Source organism: Thauera sp. (genome assembly GCF_034003485.1).
In the GTDB taxonomy this organism is placed as follows: domain Bacteria; phylum Pseudomonadota; class Gammaproteobacteria; order Burkholderiales; family Rhodocyclaceae; genus Thauera.
The window spans coordinates 82868-101219 of record NZ_JAVEYL010000002.1 but is presented as its reverse complement, the minus strand read 5'-3'; the positions used below and the strand labels follow the sequence as shown (position 1 = coordinate 101219).

The following is an 18352-nucleotide window of genomic DNA, read 5'->3' as shown; positions in this document are numbered from 1 at the left end:
CCACGCTCCGAGGATTGCGACATGGCTGAAACCACCGACAAACCCCACGCCATCATCGTCACGGCCAAGGATCTGCCGCTGCACTGCCCGCCGCCGGGCGCGCCGCTGTGGGCGCGTCACCCGCGCGTGTTCCTGGACGTCCTGAAGACCGGCGAGGCGCTGTGCCCCTACTGCAGCGCGCACTACGTGCTCACCGGCGAGCGTCCCAAGGGCCATCACTGAACCCTGCGGCGTTTCCGCAGTCTTGCATGCACGGGGGCTTCGGCCCCCGTCGCATTTTGCGACGGCCCCACACTCGCTTTTGCAACACCCGAAAAACCCATCGAGCGATCCCGTGAGCAAAGCCAACTTCACCACCGCACTGGAAGCCGAGGCCGCCTTCTACCATGCCCTGGCCCAGGGCAATGTCGACGCCCTGATGACCGTCTGGTCCGAGGACGAGGAGGTCGTGTGCGTCCATCCGGGCGGCCCGCGCATCGTCGGGCTCGCGGCCGTGCGCGAGACCTGGCGGCAGATCCTGTCCAACGGCAATGCGCTGAAGATCGACGTGAGCCAGGCCGTGGTCAGCGCGAGCGCGATGATGGCCATGCACTGCGTGTCCGAGCGCGTGGGCGCCGAAGGCCAGATGCAGCGCGGCCCGACGCTGGCCGCGACCAACGTCTATGTGCGCGGCCCCAACGGCTGGCGCATGGTGCTGCACCATGCCTCGCCGATTCCGGAACACGCAGACTTTGGCGACCTGTCGCCGCGCGTGGTGCATTGAGTCCACCGCCCGCCTACCGCGCGCCGTGGTGGCTGCCTGGCGGTCACCTGCAGACCATCTTTCCGGTCGCCCGCAAGGCGCCGCTACCCACCTACCGGCGAGAGCGCTGGGACACACCCGACGGCGACTTCATCGAACTCGACTGGATCGATCCTCCCGGCCCGGGGAGCGCGGCGCAGGCAGCCCTCACGCAGCCGGACTCCGCACCGATCTTCGTCCTCTTCCACGGCCTCGAGGGCAGCAGCCGCTCGCACTACGCGCGCAGCCTGATGCAGGCCGCATCCGCTCGCGGCTGGCGGGGCGTCGTGCCGCACTTTCGCGGCTGCGGCGGCACGCCCAACCGCCTGCCGCGCGCCTACCACTCCGGCGACAGCGACGAGATCGACTGGATCCTGCGCCGCCTGCAGCAACTCGCGCGCGGTGCGCCGGTGTTCGCCGCCGGGGTCTCGCTCGGCGGCAATGCGCTGCTGAAATGGCTCGGGGAACGCGGCACCGCGGCGCGCGAAGTGGTTGATGCCGGCGCGGCGATCTGCGCCCCGCTAGACCTCACGCTCTCGGGATACGCGCTCGGTGAGGGCTTCAATCGCGTCTATACGCGCCACTTCCTCGCCACCCTGCGCGCCAAGGCGCTGGCCAAATGCGAACGCCATCCCGGCTGCTTCGACGCCGCACGCATCACAGGCGCGCGCTCACTGGCCGAATTCGACGACGTCTATACCGCGCCGGCCCACGGTTTTGCCGGGGTGGATGACTACTGGCGGCGCGCATCGGCCCGTCCATGGCTGGGCGGCATCGAAGTGCCTACCCTGGTGCTCAACGCCGCCAACGACCCCTTCGTGCCCGCCCGGGCCTTGCCCGATGTGCGGACGCTACCGCCCGCGGTGCACTTCGACTGTCCGGACGAAGGCGGCCACGTCGGCTTCCTCGCCGGCGCCTGGCCGGGCAGCCAGGACTGGCTGGCCGCGCGGGTGCTGGCGCATTTCGACCGCGCGCGCTGAGCCGTCACGCGCGATTCTCAGTCGCCGTAAGCCTCCGCCTCGGCAAGACTCACGCCCTGCGCATCCTTGGCCGACAGCAGCGGCGCGCCCTCCACCGGCCAGTCGACGCCGATCTGCGCGTCGTTCCACGCAATGCAGCGCTCGTGCGCGGGCGCGTAATAGTCGGTGGTCTTGTAGAGGAAGTCCGCCGATTCGCTCAGCACCAGGAAGCCGTGCGCGAAGCCGGGCGGAATCCACAACTGGCGGTGATCGTCCTCGCTCAGCTCGACGCCGGCCCAGCGCCCGAAGCGCGGCGAGCTGCGGCGCAGGTCCACCGCGACGTCGAAGACCCGCCCGCGCACCACGCGCACCAGCTTGCCCTGCGGCTGCTGCAACTGATAATGCAGGCCGCGCAGCACGCCGCGCGCCGAGCGCGAGTGGTTGTCCTGCACGAAATCGACATCGAGCCCGGTCAGCTCGCGGAAGCTGCGCGCGTTCCAGCTCTCGAGGAAGAAGCCGCGCGCATCGCCGAACACCTTGGGCTCGAGCAGCAGGACTTCGGGCAGTGCGGTAGGGGTCGCCTTCATCAGAACACCCGGTCTTCGAGCAGGCGCAGCAGGTACTGCCCGTAGCCGCTCTTGGCGAGCGGCTGCGCCAGCGTGCGCAACTGCGCCTCGTCGATCCAGCCCGCGCGCCAGGCGATCTCCTCGGGGCAGGCGATCTTCAGGCCCTGCCGCTTCTCGATGGTCTGGATGAACATGCCGGCTTCGAGCAGGCTCTCGTGGGTGCCGGTGTCGAGCCAGGCGTGGCCGCGCCCCATGACCTGCACGTCGAGTGCGCCCTGCTCCAGATACAGGCGGTTGAGGTCGGTGATCTCGAGTTCGCCGCGTGGGCTCGGCACGAGCCCTTGTGCCAGCTCGACCACTTGCTCGTCGTAGAAGTAAAGCCCGGTCACCGCATAGCGGCTCTTGGCCCGCGCCGGTTTTTCCTCCAGGCTCACCGCACGCCCGTCGGCGTCGAACTCGACCACGCCGTAGCGCTCGGGGTCCTGCACCGGGTAGGCGAACACCGTCGCCCCGGTCGTACGCGCTGCGGCCGCGCGCAACTCGGTGGCGAGGTCGTGACCATAGAACAGGTTGTCGCCGAGCACCAGCGCGGACGGCGCACCGGCGAGGAAGTCCTCTCCGATCAGGAAGGCCTGCGCGAGGCCGTCCGGGCTGGGCTGCACCGCGTACTGCAGGCGGATGCCCCAGCGGCTGCCGTCGCCGAGCAACTGCTCGAAGCGCGGCGTGTCCTGCGGCGTCGAGATCACGAGGATGTCGCGGATGCCCGCCAGCATGAGGGTAGCGAGCGGGTAATAGACCATTGGCTTGTCGTACACCGGCAGCAGCTGCTTGGAGACCGCCAGGGTCGCCGGATGCAGCCGGGTGCCGGAGCCGCCGGCGAGGATGATGCCCTTGCGTCGAGTCATGACGATGAAGTGCTCCGAAATAGGGAACGAGGCCTGCAGGCCTGTGGATGGACGGCATTGTATGCGCTCGCCGGGCCTGGGCCACCCGCGCGGCGACGCGGCCCGTCTGATGCGGGGGCGATCACGCATCCGCGCCGGAACGGTGCATAGCGCTGCGTGGCAGCATAAAATCCGTGCTTGATTCCCTTCGCCAGCGCTCGGACATCATCCCGGCCCACGCCGGCTTTCACACCCCGCCCCCACCGGACACCCCATGCGCCACGCCCTCCCCGCCCCCGAAATCTTCAAGGCCTACGACATCCGCGGCATCGTCGACACCGTGCTCACCCCCGACGCCGTGCGCGCGATCGGCCACGCCCTCGGCAGCGAGGCCGTCGCGCGCGGGCAGACGGCGATCGCGGTCGGGCGCGACGGTCGGCTATCGGGCCCGGCGCTCGCCGGCGCGCTTGCCGACGGCATCCGCGCCGCCGGCGTCGACGTCATCGACATCGGCTGCGTGCCCACCCCCCTCACTTACTTCGCCGCGTACCAGCTCGGCTGCGACTCCTGCGTGTCGGTGACCGGCAGCCATAACCCGCCGGACTACAACGGCCTCAAGATGGTGCTCGGCGGCCAGACGCTCTACGGCGACATGATCCAGGGCCTGCGCCGGCGCATCGCCGAGGACGACCTCGCCCACGGCACCGGCGCGCTGCGCACCGCGGATGTGCGCGCCGACTACATCGAGCGCATCGTCGGTGACGTGAAGCTGGCGCGGCCGATGAAGATCGTCGTCGACTGCGGCAACGGCGTCGCCGGCGGCATCGCCCCCGAACTCTTCCGCCGCCTCGGCTGCGAAGTGGTCGAGCTGTTCTGCGAGGTGGACGGCAGCTTCCCCAACCACCACCCCGACCCGTCGAAACCCGAGAACCTGCAGGACGTGATCCGCGCGCTGCGCGACACCGACGCCGAACTGGGGCTGGCCTTCGACGGGGACGGCGACCGCCTCGGCGTGGTCACCAAGGACGGCGAGATCATCTACCCCGACCGCCAGCTCATGCTGTTTGCCGAGGACGTGCTCTCGCGCGTGCCGGGCGGCGAGATCATCTACGACGTCAAATGCACGCGTAACCTGGCGTCGTGGATCCGCGCACGCGGTGGCAAGCCGACGATGTGGAACACCGGTCACGCGCTGGTCAAGGCCAAGCTCAAGGAAACCGGCGCCCCGCTCGCCGGCGAGATGAGCGGCCACATGTTCTTCAAGGAGCGCTGGTTCGGTTTCGACGACGGCCTGTACGCCGGCGCCCGCCTGCTCGAGATCCTGTCCGCGCGCGCCGACGCCAACGCCGCGCTGAAGGCGCTGCCCGACGCGGTGAGCACGCCCGAGCTGAACCTCAAGATGGCCGAAGGCGAACCCTTCGAGCTGGTGCGCCGGCTGCGCGAGGCCGCGCTCGCCGCGCCGTCCTGCTTCCCGGACGCCGGAGAGGTGATCACGCTGGACGGGGTACGGGCGGAGTTCGCGCACGGCTTCGGCCTGGCACGCGCCTCCAACACCACGCCGGTGGTGGTGGTGCGCTTCGAAGCGGACGATGAAGCCGCACTGGGGGCGATCCAGGCCGCGTTCCGACGCGCAATCGACGACGTGTGGCCGGGACTGCAGCTGCCGTTCTGAACGCTGCCGGGCGGCGACAGCGGGCGGGCCTCCACCGTGGCCAACCTTCCGCGCGCCGCCCAGCCGCGTCACGCGGGATCGAGCTTTGCCACCGCCAGCAGCAGCCACTTCACCCCGGCCGGCCCGAAGTTGATCTGCACCTTGGCATCCGCGCCACTGCCCTCAGCCGCCACGATCACTCCCTGGCCGAACTTCGCGTGGCTCACCGACTGCCCGATCCGCAAGCCATTGGGCAGGGTCGCGAACGCCGGCCGCGGCGCGCGCTGCACCTGGGCCGCCGGCGAGGGCTTGAAGTAGCCGCCCCCCATGCCACCCATCGCCCCGCCGGCGGCCGAGCGCGGGTTCGGCGGCGTCAGCCACTTGGTGAGCTCGGCGGGAATCTCTTCCAGAAAGCGCGAGCGCAGGTTGTAGCGCGTCTGCCCATGCAGCATGCGGCTCTGCGCGAAGGACAGGTACAGCCGCTCACGTGCCCGTGTGACCGCCACGTACATCAGCCGGCGCTCTTCTTCCAGGCCGTCGGTCTCCAGAATGCTGTTCTCGTGCGGGAACAAGCCCTCTTCCAGCCCGGACAGGAACACGACGTTGAACTCCAGGCCCTTGGCCGAGTGCACCGTCATCAACTGCACGGCATCGGCGCCCTGGTCGGCCTGGTGGTCGCCGGCCTCGAGCGAGGCGTGGGCGAGGAAGTCGGCCAGCAGCGCGTGCGGCGACGCGAGCGCCTCGTCAGCGCTCATCGCCCGGGCCTGCGACTCGGCGAGGAAGTTGGCCGTGGCGTTGATCAGTTCGTCGAGGTTCTCCAGCCGATCGCGGCCTTCCTTGTCGGCCTTGTAGTGCGCGCGCAGGCCGCCGAGATCGAGCACGTGGTCAACCAGCTCGGGGAGCGGCAGGCTGGCGGTGTCGCGGCGCAGGTCCTCCACCAGGCGGACGAACTGCCCGAGCGCGGTACCCGGCTTGCCGGTGAGGTGCGGCACGGTCGCGTACAGGCTGGTGTTGTAGGTGCGCGCGGCGTCAGCCAGCACCTCCAGCGAGCGCGCACCGATGCCGCGGGTGGGAAAGTTCACCACGCGTGCGAACGACGTGTCGTCGTCCGGGTTGGCAATCAGGCGCAGATAGGCGAGCGCGTGCTTGATCTCCTGGCGCTCGAAGAAGCGCAGGCCGCCGTAGACGCGATAAGGGATGCCGGCCGAGAACAACTGATGCTCCAGCACCCGCGATTGCGCGTTCGAGCGGTACAGCAGCGCGATCTCGCTGCGTAGCGCGCCATCGCGCACCAGGGACTGGATCTCCTCGACGATCCAGCGCGCTTCGTCGCCATCCGAGAAGGCTTCGAACATGCGGATCGGCTCGCCCGCGCCCTGGTCGGTCCACAGGTTCTTGCCGAGGCGGTTGCTGTTGTGGCGGATGATGGCGTTGGCGGCGTCGAGGATGTTGCTGTGCGAACGGTAGTTCTGCTCGAGGCGGATGACGTTGTGCACGCGGAACTCGCGCTCGAAGTCGCGCATGTTGCCGACCTCGGCGCCGCGGAAGCGATAGATACTCTGGTCGTCGTCACCGACGCAGAACATCGCCGCGCCGCCCTCTCGGCCCTCGTCGGCAAAGAGCTTGAGCCAGCGGTACTGCAGGCGGTTGGTGTCCTGAAACTCGTCGACCAGGATGTGACGGAAGCGCCGCTGGTAGTGGCGGCGCAGCGGTTCGTTGCGTTCGAGCAGCTCGTAGCTGCGCAAAAGCAACTCCGCAAAATCCACAACAGACTCGCGCTGGCACTGCGCTTCATACTCCTGAAACAGTTGAACGCGCTGACGGGTGAAGTCGTCCCAGGCCTCGACCGCGTGCGGCCGGTTGCCGGCTTCCTTCTGGCCGTTGATGAACTGCTGCAGCTCGCGCGGCGGAAATTTCTCGTCGTCGACGTTGAGCGTCTTCAGCAGGCGCTTGATGGCGGCGAGCTGGTCGCCCGAATCGAGGATCTGGAACAACTGCGGCAGGCCGGCATCGCGATGATGGGCGCGCAGCAGGCGGTTGGCGAGGCCGTGGAAGGTGCCGACCCACATGCCGCGGGTACTCACCGGCAGCATGGACGACAGGCGAGCAAGCATTTCCTTTGCGGCTTTGTTGGTGAATGTAACCGCCAGGATGCCGGCCGGATCAACCTGACCCGACTGAATCAGCCAGGCGATGCGGGTGGTCAGCACCCGGGTCTTGCCCGAGCCGGCCCCTGCGAGGATCAGCGCATGCTGCGGCGGAAGGCTTACCGCCTGTAGTTGTTCGGTGTTGAGATTGGCTAGCAGCGTGGACATCGTGGTTCCTTTTCGAGCCCGAATTGTATCGGCACCGCCGCGCACGACCGAGCCTGCATTGAAGAGCAACAGTGTTGCATTGAAACAACAGGCTGATTGCACACAGGCACGGTTGAGCTAAATTGCACATTGTGCACTGCACCAAACGATCTCGAGAAAGCGGAACCTTGTCACGGCAACCGAAGTCCGAATTGTGCAGAATCAAGGAAAACAAGATGGCGCCGACGATATATTGCGCCACAACATTGACGATGGCCCGGCCACCCATGAAGCGGCCAGCCGATGACGGCGCCGTATCCCGGCCCGACTGGAGAACACATCATGAAAACGCCAAAACTGCTGCCCTGGCATGCCCGCAAGGCGGGCGTGTCCCTCGAACGTGCCGAAGCCCTCTGGCGCAAGGCCGTACGCGAAGCGACCCTCGAAACCGGCTGGGTGGGTAATGCCGAATACTGGGGCTCGGCGATGGACCACTTCACCCGCCTGCTCAAGGACGAGCGCTCCACCCTGTGCGCACCCCGCGTCGTGCCCTATGTGCGTGCCCAGAACCGCATGTGGCGCCTGCCGCTACTGGCGATGGAAGATGTATTCGCAGCCATGCACGCGCGCTGGAACCGCCACTCAGGCAGCACGCACCGCGCGGCCTGACCAGACCTGACGGTGTCAGGCCGCGCCGCAGGCTCCCCTGAGATCAGCTCCCGGGCGCCTGCGCGCTCGACAGATTAGTCGCCTCCCTCCCTCCTTTCATGGAGTTCGGCACTCCGCCAGCCGGTGGAGTGCCGTTCTTTATCCTTGCGCACACGCGCCAGCACTCGGCGGCGCTCGGCGGCGGCCCGCGATTAGCCGCCGTTCAAGGTATACTGGCGTGTTTTCAACGCCATAAGAAGCCCGCACGCCCGCCATGCAGGACAAATACCAGCCCGCCACCGTCGAGACCACCGCTCAGCAGCACTGGGACGCCACCGACGCCTTTCGCGTGACCGAGGACGCCAGCCGTCCGAAGTACTACTGCCTGTCGATGTTCCCCTACCCCTCGGGCAAGCTGCACATGGGGCACGTGCGCAACTACACGATCGGCGACGTGCTCGCGCGCTTCCACCGCATGAAGGGCTTCAACGTGCTGCAGCCGATGGGCTGGGACGCCTTCGGCATGCCCGCCGAGAACGCCGCGATCCAGAACAACGTGCCGCCGGCGAAGTGGACCTACGCCAACATCGACTACATGAAGGTGCAACTCAAGCGCCTCGGCTTCGCCATCGACTGGTCGCGAGAGCTGGCCACCTGCACCCCCGAGTACTACCGCTGGGAACAGTGGCTGTTCACCCGCCTGTTCGAGAAGGGCCTGATCTACAAGCGCCTCGGCACGGTGAACTGGGACCCGGTCGATGAAACCGTGCTCGCCAACGAGCAGGTCATCGACGGCCGCGGATGGCGCTCGGGCGCACTCGTCGAGAAGCGCGAGATCCCCATGTACTACATGAAGATCACAGCCTACGCCGACGAGCTGCTGTCCGCGTTGGATGACCTGCCGAACTGGCCCGAGCAGGTCAAGCTGATGCAGAAGAACTGGATCGGGCGCTCGGAAGGCGTGGAGATCAGCTTCCCGTTCGATGTATCGAGCATCGGCCACGAGGGCGTGCTGAAGGTGTTCACCACCCGCGCCGACACGCTGATGGGCGCGACCTACGTCGCGGTGGCCGCCGAGCACCCGCTCGCCACCCAGGCCGCCGCCGACAACCCGGCGCTCGCCGAATTCATCGAGGAATGCAAGCGCGGTGGCGTCGCCGAGGCCGACATCGCCACGATGGAAAAGAAGGGCATGCCCACCAGCCTCAAGGTGCGCCACCCGCTCACCGACGAACCGCTGGAAGTCTGGGTCGCCAACTACGTACTGATGGGCTACGGCGAAGGCGCGGTGATGGCCGTGCCGGCGCACGACGAGCGCGACTTCGCGTTTGCCACCAAGTACGAACTGCCGATCCGCATGGTGGTCGGCTCCGAAGCCTACGCCGACACCGTCGCGCCCTGGCACGACGCCTATTCCGACTACGGCTGCCTGGTGAATTCCGGCAAGTACGACGGGCTCGACTTCCAGGCCGCGGTCGATGCGATCGCCACCGACCTCGCCACCAAGGGCCTGGGCGCCAAGCGCGTGCAGTATCGCCTGCGCGACTGGGGTATCTCGCGCCAGCGCTACTGGGGCTGCCCGATCCCGATGATCCACTGCGCCGACTGCGGCGATGTGCCGGTGCCCGATGACCAGTTGCCGGTGGTGCTGCCCGAGAACGTCGAGATCACCGGCCGCGGCTCGCCGCTGGCCAAGATCGCTTCGTTCTACGAATGCGCGTGCCCAAAGTGCGGCAAGCCGGCCAAGCGCGAAACCGACACCATGGACACCTTCGTCGAGTCGTCCTGGTACTTCCTGCGCTACGCCTGCGCCGACAGCAAGACCGCGATGGTCGACGAGCGCGTCAACTACTGGGCGCCGGTCGACCAGTACATCGGCGGCATCGAGCACGCCATCCTGCACCTGCTGTACTCGCGCTTCTTCACCCGCGCGATGCGCGACTGCGGCCTGGTCAATGTCTCCGAGCCCTTCAGCGCCCTGCTCACGCAAGGCATGGTGGTGGCCGAGACCTACTACCGCGAGCTCGGCGGTGGCAAGAAGCAGTGGATCAACCCGGCCGACGTTGTCGTCGAGCGTGACGAGCGCGGCCGCATCGTCGCCGCCAAGCTGGAATCCGACGGCCTGCCGGTGGTCATCGGCGGCATCGAGAAGATGTCGAAGTCCAAGAACAACGGCGTCGACCCGCAGTCGCTGGTGGACCAGTACGGCGCCGACACCGCGCGCCTGTTCATGATGTTCGCCGCCCCGCCCGACCAGCAGCTCGAGTGGTCCGACGCCGGCGTCGAGGGCGCCTCGCGCTTCCTGCGCCGGGTGTGGAACTACGGGCACGCCTTCGCCACCGAGATGCGCGCCGCACTGCCCGCCGAGCGCCGCCTCGCCGCCAACGCGCTGCCCGCAGCGGCCGCCGACGTGCGCCGCGAGGTGCACACGCATCTCAAGCAGGCGAGCTACGACTTCGGCAAGCACCAGTTCAACACCGTGGTGTCGGCGGCGATGAAGATCCTCAACGCACTGGAGAAGGCGCACAAGGATCTGGCCGGCGCCGAGCCGGCCGCGCACGCCGAAGTGGCCGAGGAGGGCTTTTCGATCCTGCTGCGCCTGCTGTCGCCGACCACCCCGCACATCTGCCACGCGCTGTGGAAGGACTGCGGCTTCGGCACGGACATCCTCGCCGCCAACTGGCCGGAAGTGTGCCAGGACGCCTTGAAGCAGGACGAGATCGAGCTGGTGGTGCAGGTCAACGGCAAGCTGCGCGGCAGCATCAAGGTCGCGGCCGACGCATCCAGGGCCGACATCGAGGCGCTCGCCCTGGCCTCGGAAGCCGCGCAGAAGTTCATCGAAGGCAGGCCGGCGAAGAAGGTCGTCGTCGTCCCCGGCCGCCTGGTCAACATCGTCGCCTGAGGAAGTCGCGCATGTCTGTCCGTAACCCGATCCCCGAGGCCGACCGCGCCGGCATGCGCGCATCCCGTTCCTGCGCTGACGCCCCCCCGAACGGACCGCGCGCAGGTGAGGCTGCATCGGATGGGGTTGCGGCCCCCTCGCGCCGTCGCCTGCTGCTCGGCGGCAGCGGGCTCACCGCGTTGCTGGTGTCGGGCTGCGGATTCCGCCTGCGCGGACCGCAGGCGCTCGACTTCGCAACGGTTCACATCAACACGCCGCCCGAAACCGAGCTCGGCGCCCAGCTCCGCCGCCTGATCGCCACCAGCGGCACGACCACCGTGACCGAGGACGCCGAGCAGGCCGAAGCGCGCCTGCAGATCCTCGGCAACAACCGCGGCCGCGAGATCCTGAGCCTGACCGGCGCGGGCAAGGTGCGCGAATACCAGCTCACCCAGACCCTGCGCTTCCAGTTGCTCGACAAGGCCGGCAAGCCGCTGATCCCGCCCACCAGCCTGTCGGCGAGGCGCGAATATACCTTCGACGACTCGCAGGTGCTGGGCAAGGAGCAGGAAGAAAATCTGCTCTATCGCGACATGCAGGCCGACCTGGTGCAGCAGATGATGCGTCGCCTGGCGGCCGCCCGCCGCGCCGGTTGAGCGCAGGTGAAGGCCATGCCGCAACCGGGAACGCGGACGCGCCACGGCGTTCACTCAGGACGGCGCACCGAAGCCGGCGCGCCGGACCTGTCGTAGTACCGCGCTCATGAACCTGCGCCCCGAACAACTCACCGCCCAGCTCGAGCGCCCACTTGCGCCCCTGTGGCTGCTGCACGGCAACGAACCCTTGCTGGTGCTCGAGGCCGCCGACGCGCTGCGCGCCGCCGCCCGCCGCCAGGGCTTCGAGGAGCGCGAGACCCTGGTCGTCGGCCAGGGCTTCAAGTGGGACGCACTGACGCTGGCTGCCGGCAACATGTCGCTGTTCGGCGGCGCCAAGCTGATCGACCTGCGCATACCCACCGGCAAGCCGGGCCGCGACGGCGGCGACGCGCTGCAGCGCTACATCGCCAACCTGCCGGCGCAGACGCTGACCCTGATCACCCTGCCCGAGCTCGACTGGGCGACGCGCAAGACCGCCTGGTTCAAGGCCCTGACCGATGCCGCAACCACGCTCGAGCTCAACGCCCCCGAGCGCGAGCGCCTGCCCGAGTGGGTCGGTCGCCGGCTGGCCGCACAGAAGCAGTCCGCCCCCCCCGAGGCGCTCGCCTTCATCGCCGACCACGTTGAAGGCAACCTGCTCGCCGCCCACCAGGAGATCCTCAAGCTCGGCCTGCTTCACCCGGAAGGCGCGCTGACGCTAGAACAGATCCAGGACGCCGTGCTCAACGTCGCCCGCTACGACATCGACAAACTGCGCCAGGCGGTGATCGAGGGCGACCCCGCGCGCTGCGCTCGCCTGCTCGAAGGCCTCAAGGGCGAAGGCGCCGCACCGCCGCTGGTGCTGTGGGCGCTCGCCAACGAGACGCGCAGCCTCGCCAACCTGTGCGCCGGCCGCGACGCCGGCCAGCCGCTGCCCGCGCTGTTCAAGGCCGAACGCATCTTCGATCCGCGCCGCCAGCAAGCCATCGGCCGCGCCCTTGGGCGCCTGACCCAGGGCGGCCTGCGCGCCGCGCTGATGCACGCCGCACGCATCGACCGCATGATCAAGGGCCTCGCCGCCGGCGACGTGTGGGACGAATTCCTGCAGCTCGCGCTGCGCCTCGCGCAACGCGGCTGAAAAAACCCGGTCTCGCAGGAACGACCCTGCCCGGTTCCATCAATGCCGGGTTCGATGCTTTAATGCCGGCATGCCCGCACCGGCGCCCCGATAACTACCCCGAACCGCCCCATGGACATCCAGCACTACATGCAGACCCTCGGCCGCCAGGCGCGCGCGGCCTCGCGCGTGCTCGCCGCCGCCTCGACCGCAGCGAAGAACGCCGCGCTGCTGGCGATGGCCGCCGAGATCCGCGCCCGCAGGGCCGAGTTGCTCGCCGCCAACAACCAGGACCTGGACGAAGCGCGCGCCGCCGGCCTCGAGCCGGCGCTGATCGACCGCCTGACGCTCAACGAAGGGGGCGTCGAAGCCATGGCGGTCGGCCTCGAGCAGGTCGCCGCCCTGCCCGACCCGGTGGGCGAGATGACCGACATCAAGCGCCGCCCCTCCGGCATCGCGCTCGGCAAGATGCGCGTGCCGCTGGGCGTGATCGGCATCATCTACGAAGCCCGCCCGAACGTCACCGCCGACGCTGCGGCGCTGTGCCTAAAGTCCGGCAACGCCGCGATCCTGCGCGGCGGCAAGGAGGCGATCCACGCCAACCGCGCAATCGCTGCCTGCGTGCGCGCCGGGCTGATTGCGGCCGGCCTGCCCGAGCACGCGGTGCAGGTGGTCGAGACCACCGACCGCGCGGCCGTCGGCGCGCTGATCACCATGCCCGAGTTCGTCGACGTGATCGTGCCGCGTGGCGGCAAGGGTCTGATCGAGCGCATCTCCAGGGACGCACGCGTGCCGGTGATCAAGCACCTCGACGGCAACTGCCACGTTTACATCGATGACGAGGCCGACCCCGTCAAGGTCGTACCGATCGTCGAGAACTCCAAGACCCAGCGCTACGGCACCTGCAACACCGCCGAATCGCTGCTTGTCGCGCGCGACGTCGCCGACATCTACCTGCCCGCAATCGGTCGCATGCTCGCTGCAAAAGGCGTGGAGATGCGCTGCTGCGCCGAGTCGCTCGCGCTGCTGACGGCGGCCGGCATCGACGCCGGCAAGCTGGTCGCCGCGACCGACGCCGACTGGCGCGAGGAATACCTCGCCCCGATCATCGCTGTGAAGGTCGTGGCCGGCCTCGACGAAGCGATCGCCCACATCAACACCTGCAGCTCCGGCCACACCGAAGCGATCATCACCGAGAACTATTCCCACGCCATGCGCTTCCTGCGCGAGGTAGATTCGTCCTCGGTGATGGTCAATGCCTCGACCCGCTTCGCCGACGGCTTCGAATACGGCCTCGGCGCGGAGATCGGCATCTCCACCGACAAGATCCACGCCCGCGGACCGGTCGGGCTGGAGGGCCTGACCAGCCAGAAGTGGATCGTGTTCGGCAACGGTGAGGTCCGTCGCTGAGCCTGGCCGCTGCCGGACGCGGCGTGACTCTGTAGAAACAAGGAAATCCGATGCGTCGCTTCATCCGTACCCTGCTGGCCGCTACCCTGCTGTCTGCCAGCATCGCCCAGGCCGCCATCCAGGTTGGCGGGGTCGACTTCAAGTCCGAGTTGGGCGCCGAGAAGGGCACGCTTGCACTCAATGGCGCCGGCCTGCGCACCCGGGTCGGTTTCAAGGTCTATGCGATGGGGCTGTACCTGCGCGCGCCACTCACCGATGCCGCGGCGATCATCAACGACAGGGGCGAGAAGCGCATCCGCATCGTGCTCACCCGTGACCTGGAAGCGAAGCAGTTCGGCGACGCCCTGCTCGCCGGCCTGGAGAAGAACCACGAGCCCGACGAGCTCGCCGCACTCAAGCCCGCCACCGATGCATTGATCGGGGCGCTGGCGGCAGTGGGCGAGGTCGAGTCCGGCACGGAGATCCTGCTCGACCAGCTCGCCAACGGTGCCACACGTCTGCTCGTCAATGGTCGGCAACGGGGCGGCGACATCGGTGACGTGAAGTTCTATCCCGCCCTGCTGCGCGTCTGGCTTGGTATCCGTCCCGCAGACAACGAGCTGCGCGACGCCCTGCTCGGGCAGCCCCGATGAGCATCGCAAGCGGACCGGGCGCAGCGGGCCTGCCGATGCGCGGCGAAACGCCGTCGCCCGACTTCGACGCGATCATTGCCTTGCCCTTCGGCCCCTTCGGAATCCGCGCCCATGATGGCGAAGTGCACGAACTGGCGTTCCTTCCGCCGGGCACACCGCTCGAGGATCCGCGCAACGCCACCGCAGGCGCTGCCGCCCATGCGTTGCGGGAATGGATCGATGATCCAGACCAGCCCTTCCCGGTCCCGCTCGCGCGCACCGGCACACCATTCCGCCAGCGCGTGTGGGCAGCGATCAGTGCAATCCCACGCGGACAAACGGCCACCTACGGCGCCCTCGCTGCGCGACTGGGCAGTGCGCCGCGCGCAATCGGCCAGGCCTGCGGCGCCAACCCCTTCCCGCTGATCGTGCCCTGTCACCGCGTGACCGCCGCGAACGGACTGGGCGGATTCGCCAATGCGCACGATGGCTGGCTGCTCGACGTCAAGCGCTGGCTGCTGGCCTTCGAAGAGGCGCTGTGAGCGTTCGCCCGCCGGCGGTCGAGTCCGGCCTGCAGGACCATCACCGCAGCGAACTCGACCGCTTCGCCGACGCCCTGTGGCTGGAACACGGCCTCGCCCGCAACACGCTGGCAGGCTACCGCAGCGACCTGGCGCGCTTTGCGGCGTGGCTGGAGTCGCGCAACACCCGCCTTCCCGCCGCTACATCGGCCGATCTCGCAGCCTATCTGGCCGAATTCAGTCGCAGCGCAAAGCCAGCCAGCCAGCGCCGGCTGCTCGCCACCTGGCGGCGCTATTACCGCATGCTGCTCGCCAACCGCGAGATCGCCGAAGACCCTACGCTACTGCTCGACTCGCCGATGCCCACCGAACGGTTTCCGAAAACGCTCAGTGAGGCCCAGGTCGAAGCTCTGATCAACGCCCCAGACACAGAAACGCATCAGGGCCTGCGCGACCGTTGCATGCTCGAGGTGCTGTATGCAGCCGGCCTGCGCGTATCTGAACTCGTCGGCCTGAAGGTATTTGCAGTGGGTCTCAACGAGGGCGTGCTGCGCATCATGGGCAAGGGCAGCAAGGAGCGCCTCGTACCGATCGGCGAAATCGCTGCGGAATGGTTGCAGCGCTACCTGTCCGAAGGTCGCCCGGCACTGCTCGCCGGGCGCAATTGCGACGAAGTCTTCGTTACCCGCCTCGGCGCCGGCATGACACGACAGATGTTCTGGCGCATCATCAAGCAACACGCGATGGATGCAGGAATTGCACGCGAGCGCATTTCACCTCATACGCTGCGGCACGCCTTCGCGACACACCTGATCAATCACGGCGCAGATTTGCGCGTGGTGCAATTGCTGCTTGGACACGCCGACATATCGACCACACAAATCTACACGCACGTCGCACGCGAGCGGCTCAAGCAGTTGCACGCGAAGCACCACCCGCGCGCTTGAGCAAGCCGCCAGGCGAATCGATCGCGCGGCGCCAATTATCGTTGCACTCGATTTGCCGAAGACAGCAGCCGACTTAAACAGAATCCGGATTCATCATGAGCAGACAAGACACGCACGCACCGGAAACACCGGCCACCCGCTATCTACGCCAGCACGGAATTGCATTTTCCAGCCACCTCTACGAGTACGAGGAACATGGCGGCACTGCGGTTTCCGCGCGCGAACTGAACGTCAGCGAACATGCCGTCGTCAAGACCCTGATCATGGAGGACGAGAACGCCCAACCGATGATCGTCCTGATGCACGGTGACCGCAAGGTCTCGACCAAGGAGCTCGCGCGCCAGATTCCCTGCAAGCACGTCGAAGCCTGCAAGCCCGAAACGGCGAATCGCCACAGCGGCTTTCTGGTCGGCGGCACATCGCCCTTCGGAACCCGCAAGAAGATGCCGGTCTTCCTCGAGCGCACCATCCTCGACCTTCCACTCATCTACATTAATGGCGGACGGCGCGGATTTCTCGTCGGCATTCATCCGCACGACCTGCTGCGAGCCCTGCAGCCGAAGTTGGTACAGGCCGCGAATTGACCCTCCGGCAGTCATCCGGGAGTGAAAGGAAGCCACCGCACGACTGCAAGGACGATTGACACCGCTCAATTGCTTTCAATTCGGTTTTGAAAAATGGCACAATTGCGGGCAAACGAATCGGGCAGTCTTTCGCGGTGCATACGCGCCGAAAATGCCCCTATTCCGGTGGTGTGACGCCCTTTTCAAAACTGGAGAAACCATGGATCTGTCGACCTACACCCTGCCCGAACTGCGCCGCCTTCAAGCCAAGGTCGAAAGCGAAATCCGTCGTCGCAGCGACGTGACCCGTCGCAACCTGATCAAGCGCATGCAGAAGATGGCTGCCGACGAAGGCCTTACGCTCGACGATCTGCTCGAGGGCAGCACCCCGGCAAGCGCTGAAGCAACACCCGCAGCCAAGCGCGGCCGCCGCCCGGGCACGAAGACCGCCAAACCCGCCAAGCCGGCACCGGTCATCAAATACCGCAACCCCGCCAATCCGGATCAGGGCTGGAGCGGTCGTGGCCGCAAGCCCCAGTGGGCGCTCGACTGGCTTGCGCAGGGCAAGTCGCTCGACGAACTCGCCGTCTGACGCAGTTCGAGCCCCCGGCGGATACGGCGCCGGGCTCTGGCTGAAACGGCCGCGCATCCGGATGTGATCTGGATGCGCGGCCTTGGTTCTTCATGCAGTGGGCGGAACAGTCACGCCGGCGCGACTACGTTGAATATGTACGCCAACCCGACGCACATCCTTCATTACCCCGATCTTTGCGACCTTCAATTTCACCCACGGCGCACCGAATTCCTCGAACAGCAGATTGACGACGAATTCACCCAGGCTTTCGATCAGGTTGAAATGGCGTTCGCCCAGCTCCCGGCGAATGCGTGCGGTAACCACGGCGTAATCAATCGTATCAGCGATGTCGTCGTGCTCGGCGGCAGCTTCCGGCACACCGAAGGTCAGATTGAGCTCGACCGTCTGCGGACCGGTCTTTTCGCGCTCGTAAATGCCGACCCAGGCCTTGACGCGCATTTCCTCGATGAAGATGAAATCCATGCTGCTTCCCGTTTAGAATCGCCGGAATTCTATCGCGCCAGGGCAAGCCCGCCGTAAAAAGCTTTCCGCGGCTGCCACACGAACCTGAAGAGCGACGCCTGCCGGCGCAAACTTGCTGTTGTCCCTCGCGTTCAAGACCCTTTTGAAAGCCGCCCGGCAAGCCCGGATGGCGGAGCCACCATGTCATTTCTGCTGCTGCTCGTCGCCGCCTACCTGCTCGGCTCGATTCCCTTCGCCGTCGTCACCAGCAAGCTGTTCGGCCTTGAAGATCCGCGCAAGTACGGCTCGGGCAACCCCGGCGCCACAAACGTCCTGCGCAGCGGCAACAGGGGCGCTGCGGCGCTGACGCTGATCGGGGATAGCCTCAAGGGATGGCTGGCAGTGTGGGCGGCGACGCAGCTGGGCTTCGACGCTGGCCAGGCGGCGCTCGCCGGCCTCGCTGCCTTTGTCGGCCACGTATTCTCTCTGTTCCTGCGCTTCAACGGCGGCAAGGGCGTTGCCACCGCGCTGGGCGTACTGGCGGGCATCGATGCGCGGATCGCTGTTTTCAGCGCAATGATCTGGCTGATGATCGCCTACACGTCGCGGTATTCGTCGGCAGCCGCGCTTTCGGCTGCGCTTGCGGCACCGCTTGCCGGCCTGTTTTTCCTCGGCCCCGAAGTTTCGGTCGCCGTCATGGTGGTGATCGCAGCCATGCTGATCTGGCGCCACAGGGCCAACATCGCACGTCTGCGCGCAGGCACCGAAGGCAAGATCGGCGGCAACAAGAACAAGGACAAACAATCCGCAAGCTGAAAGGGACCACGTGCTTCGCGCTCCTTACCCCG

At 67.3% G+C, this 18352-nt stretch carries 19 protein-coding genes; 15 read left to right on the top strand and 4 right to left on the bottom strand.

The annotated features are described in order from the left end of the window. The first annotated feature begins 21 nt into the window (after positions 1 to 21). The 3 genes from RBT54_RS01670 to RBT54_RS01660 all read left to right on the top strand — a co-directional run bounded on the left by RBT54_RS01670 (position 22) and on the right by RBT54_RS01660 (position 1761). Entirely contained in the window at positions 22 to 222 is a 201-nt protein-coding gene (locus RBT54_RS01670; RefSeq protein ID WP_320363470.1) for a zinc-finger domain-containing protein, read from the top strand. A 112-nt stretch (positions 223 to 334) separates the two neighbouring features. After that, entirely contained in the window at positions 335 to 763 is a 429-nt protein-coding gene (locus tag RBT54_RS01665; protein ID WP_320363468.1) for a YybH family protein, read from the top strand. Continuing rightward, positions 760 to 1761, top strand: a complete 1002-nt coding sequence (locus tag RBT54_RS01660) for a hydrolase (protein ID WP_320363466.1) — start codon at positions 760 to 762, stop codon at positions 1759 to 1761. Before RBT54_RS01665 ends, RBT54_RS01660 begins: the two co-directional genes overlap by 4 nt. A gap of 17 nt (positions 1762 to 1778) precedes the next feature. Here RBT54_RS01660 and rfbC read toward each other — a convergent pair whose 3' ends face one another. Both rfbC and rfbA read right to left on the bottom strand, forming a co-directional pair. Next, complete coding sequence (gene rfbC, locus RBT54_RS01655; RefSeq protein WP_320363464.1) at positions 1779 to 2327, bottom strand: dTDP-4-dehydrorhamnose 3,5-epimerase; 549 nt, start codon at positions 2325 to 2327, stop codon at positions 1779 to 1781. Then, positions 2327 to 3211, bottom strand: a complete 885-nt coding sequence (gene rfbA / locus RBT54_RS01650; RefSeq protein ID WP_320363462.1) for a glucose-1-phosphate thymidylyltransferase RfbA — start codon at positions 3209 to 3211, stop codon at positions 2327 to 2329. The genes rfbC and rfbA overlap by 1 nt, the downstream gene beginning before the upstream one ends. A 253-nt stretch (positions 3212 to 3464) precedes the next feature. Here rfbA and RBT54_RS01645 point away from each other — a divergent pair, with 253 nt between their 5' ends. After that, on the top strand, positions 3465 to 4862 hold the full coding sequence (locus RBT54_RS01645) for a phosphomannomutase/phosphoglucomutase (protein WP_320363460.1): 1398 nt from the start codon (positions 3465 to 3467) through the stop codon (positions 4860 to 4862). Between the two features lie 68 nt (positions 4863 to 4930). Here the strand turns inward: RBT54_RS01645 and RBT54_RS01640 are convergent, their stop codons facing one another. Then, positions 4931 to 7156 (bottom strand): UvrD-helicase domain-containing protein, encoded by a 2226-nt coding sequence (locus RBT54_RS01640; protein WP_320363458.1) that lies wholly within the window; start codon positions 7154 to 7156, stop codon positions 4931 to 4933. Between the two features lie 321 nt (positions 7157 to 7477). Between RBT54_RS01640 and RBT54_RS01635 the strand changes: the two genes are divergently transcribed. The 10 genes from RBT54_RS01635 to RBT54_RS01590 all read left to right on the top strand — a co-directional run bounded on the left by RBT54_RS01635 (position 7478) and on the right by RBT54_RS01590 (position 17060). Further along, complete coding sequence (locus RBT54_RS01635) at positions 7478 to 7804, top strand: hypothetical protein (protein ID WP_320363456.1); 327 nt, start codon at positions 7478 to 7480, stop codon at positions 7802 to 7804. 253 nt (positions 7805 to 8057) lie between these two features. Continuing rightward, positions 8058 to 10685 (top strand): leucine--tRNA ligase, encoded by a 2628-nt coding sequence (gene leuS / locus RBT54_RS01630; protein ID WP_320363454.1) that lies wholly within the window; start codon positions 8058 to 8060, stop codon positions 10683 to 10685. 11 nt (positions 10686 to 10696) lie between these two features. Next, positions 10697 to 11320 carry an LPS assembly lipoprotein LptE gene (lptE, locus tag RBT54_RS01625; protein WP_320363452.1) on the top strand — a complete coding sequence of 208 codons (624 nt, stop codon included), beginning with the start codon at positions 10697 to 10699 and terminating at the stop codon, positions 11318 to 11320. A 106-nt stretch (positions 11321 to 11426) separates the two neighbouring features. Then, positions 11427 to 12437: a DNA polymerase III subunit delta gene (gene holA, locus RBT54_RS01620; protein ID WP_320363450.1), complete on the top strand. Its 1011-nt coding sequence runs from the start codon at positions 11427 to 11429 to the stop codon at positions 12435 to 12437. 111 nt (positions 12438 to 12548) lie between these two features. Further along, positions 12549 to 13826, top strand: a complete 1278-nt coding sequence (locus RBT54_RS01615) for a glutamate-5-semialdehyde dehydrogenase (protein ID WP_320363448.1) — start codon at positions 12549 to 12551, stop codon at positions 13824 to 13826. A 50-nt stretch (positions 13827 to 13876) separates the two neighbouring features. After that, the gene (locus tag RBT54_RS01610) at positions 13877 to 14458 is read left to right on the top strand and encodes a chalcone isomerase family protein (protein WP_320363446.1); all 582 of its coding nucleotides are present in this window, start codon (positions 13877 to 13879) and stop codon (positions 14456 to 14458) included. Positions 14459 to 14493: 35 nt separating this feature from the next. Beyond that, entirely contained in the window at positions 14494 to 14979 is a 486-nt protein-coding gene (locus tag RBT54_RS01605; RefSeq protein ID WP_320363643.1) for a methylated-DNA--[protein]-cysteine S-methyltransferase, read from the top strand. Next, the gene (xerD, locus tag RBT54_RS01600) at positions 14976 to 15905 is read left to right on the top strand and encodes a site-specific tyrosine recombinase XerD (RefSeq protein ID WP_320363444.1); all 930 of its coding nucleotides are present in this window, start codon (positions 14976 to 14978) and stop codon (positions 15903 to 15905) included. The genes RBT54_RS01605 and xerD overlap by 4 nt, the downstream gene beginning before the upstream one ends. A gap of 95 nt (positions 15906 to 16000) precedes the next feature. Continuing rightward, positions 16001 to 16489, top strand: coding sequence for a Cys-tRNA(Pro) deacylase (ybaK, locus tag RBT54_RS01595; protein ID WP_320363442.1), 489 nt, complete (start codon positions 16001 to 16003; stop codon positions 16487 to 16489). A 199-nt stretch (positions 16490 to 16688) separates the two neighbouring features. Beyond that, positions 16689 to 17060: an H-NS histone family protein gene (locus RBT54_RS01590; RefSeq protein ID WP_320363440.1), complete on the top strand. Its 372-nt coding sequence runs from the start codon at positions 16689 to 16691 to the stop codon at positions 17058 to 17060. A 90-nt stretch (positions 17061 to 17150) separates the two neighbouring features. Here RBT54_RS01590 and RBT54_RS01585 read toward each other — a convergent pair whose 3' ends face one another. Then, on the bottom strand, positions 17151 to 17525 hold the full coding sequence (locus RBT54_RS01585; RefSeq protein ID WP_320363438.1) for a dihydroneopterin aldolase: 375 nt from the start codon (positions 17523 to 17525) through the stop codon (positions 17151 to 17153). Between the two features lie 180 nt (positions 17526 to 17705). Here RBT54_RS01585 and plsY point away from each other — a divergent pair, with 180 nt between their 5' ends. After that, a complete protein-coding gene (gene plsY / locus RBT54_RS01580; protein WP_320363436.1) occupies positions 17706 to 18320 on the top strand; it encodes a glycerol-3-phosphate 1-O-acyltransferase PlsY in 615 nt (204 codons plus the stop codon). Positions 18321 to 18352 lie beyond the last annotated feature (32 nt).

Bases quoted from the DNA above. Each gene is read 5' to 3' on its own strand.
- RBT54_RS01585 (WP_320363438.1), bottom strand. From the start codon at position 17,525: ATGGATTTCATCTTCATCGAGGAAATGCGCGTCAAGGCCTGGGTCGGC.
- RBT54_RS01615 (WP_320363448.1), top strand. From the start codon at position 12,549: ATGGACATCCAGCACTACATGCAGACCCTCGGCCGCCAGGCGCGCGCG.
- ybaK (WP_320363442.1), top strand. From the start codon at position 16,001: ATGAGCAGACAAGACACGCACGCACCGGAAACACCGGCCACCCGCTAT.
- lptE (WP_320363452.1), top strand. From the start codon at position 10,697: ATGTCTGTCCGTAACCCGATCCCCGAGGCCGACCGCGCCGGCATGCGC.
- RBT54_RS01590 (WP_320363440.1), top strand. From the start codon at position 16,689: ATGGATCTGTCGACCTACACCCTGCCCGAACTGCGCCGCCTTCAAGCC.
- plsY (WP_320363436.1), top strand. From the start codon at position 17,706: ATGTCATTTCTGCTGCTGCTCGTCGCCGCCTACCTGCTCGGCTCGATT.
- RBT54_RS01670 (WP_320363470.1), top strand. From the start codon at position 22: ATGGCTGAAACCACCGACAAACCCCACGCCATCATCGTCACGGCCAAG.
- rfbC (WP_320363464.1), bottom strand. From the start codon at position 2,327: ATGAAGGCGACCCCTACCGCACTGCCCGAAGTCCTGCTGCTCGAGCCC.
- RBT54_RS01645 (WP_320363460.1), top strand. From the start codon at position 3,465: ATGCGCCACGCCCTCCCCGCCCCCGAAATCTTCAAGGCCTACGACATC.
- RBT54_RS01640 (WP_320363458.1), bottom strand. From the start codon at position 7,156: ATGTCCACGCTGCTAGCCAATCTCAACACCGAACAACTACAGGCGGTA.
- RBT54_RS01635 (WP_320363456.1), top strand. From the start codon at position 7,478: ATGAAAACGCCAAAACTGCTGCCCTGGCATGCCCGCAAGGCGGGCGTG.
- RBT54_RS01605 (WP_320363643.1), top strand. From the start codon at position 14,494: ATGCGCGGCGAAACGCCGTCGCCCGACTTCGACGCGATCATTGCCTTG.
- leuS (WP_320363454.1), top strand. From the start codon at position 8,058: ATGCAGGACAAATACCAGCCCGCCACCGTCGAGACCACCGCTCAGCAG.
- RBT54_RS01610 (WP_320363446.1), top strand. From the start codon at position 13,877: ATGCGTCGCTTCATCCGTACCCTGCTGGCCGCTACCCTGCTGTCTGCC.
- holA (WP_320363450.1), top strand. From the start codon at position 11,427: ATGAACCTGCGCCCCGAACAACTCACCGCCCAGCTCGAGCGCCCACTT.
- rfbA (WP_320363462.1), bottom strand. From the start codon at position 3,211: ATGACTCGACGCAAGGGCATCATCCTCGCCGGCGGCTCCGGCACCCGG.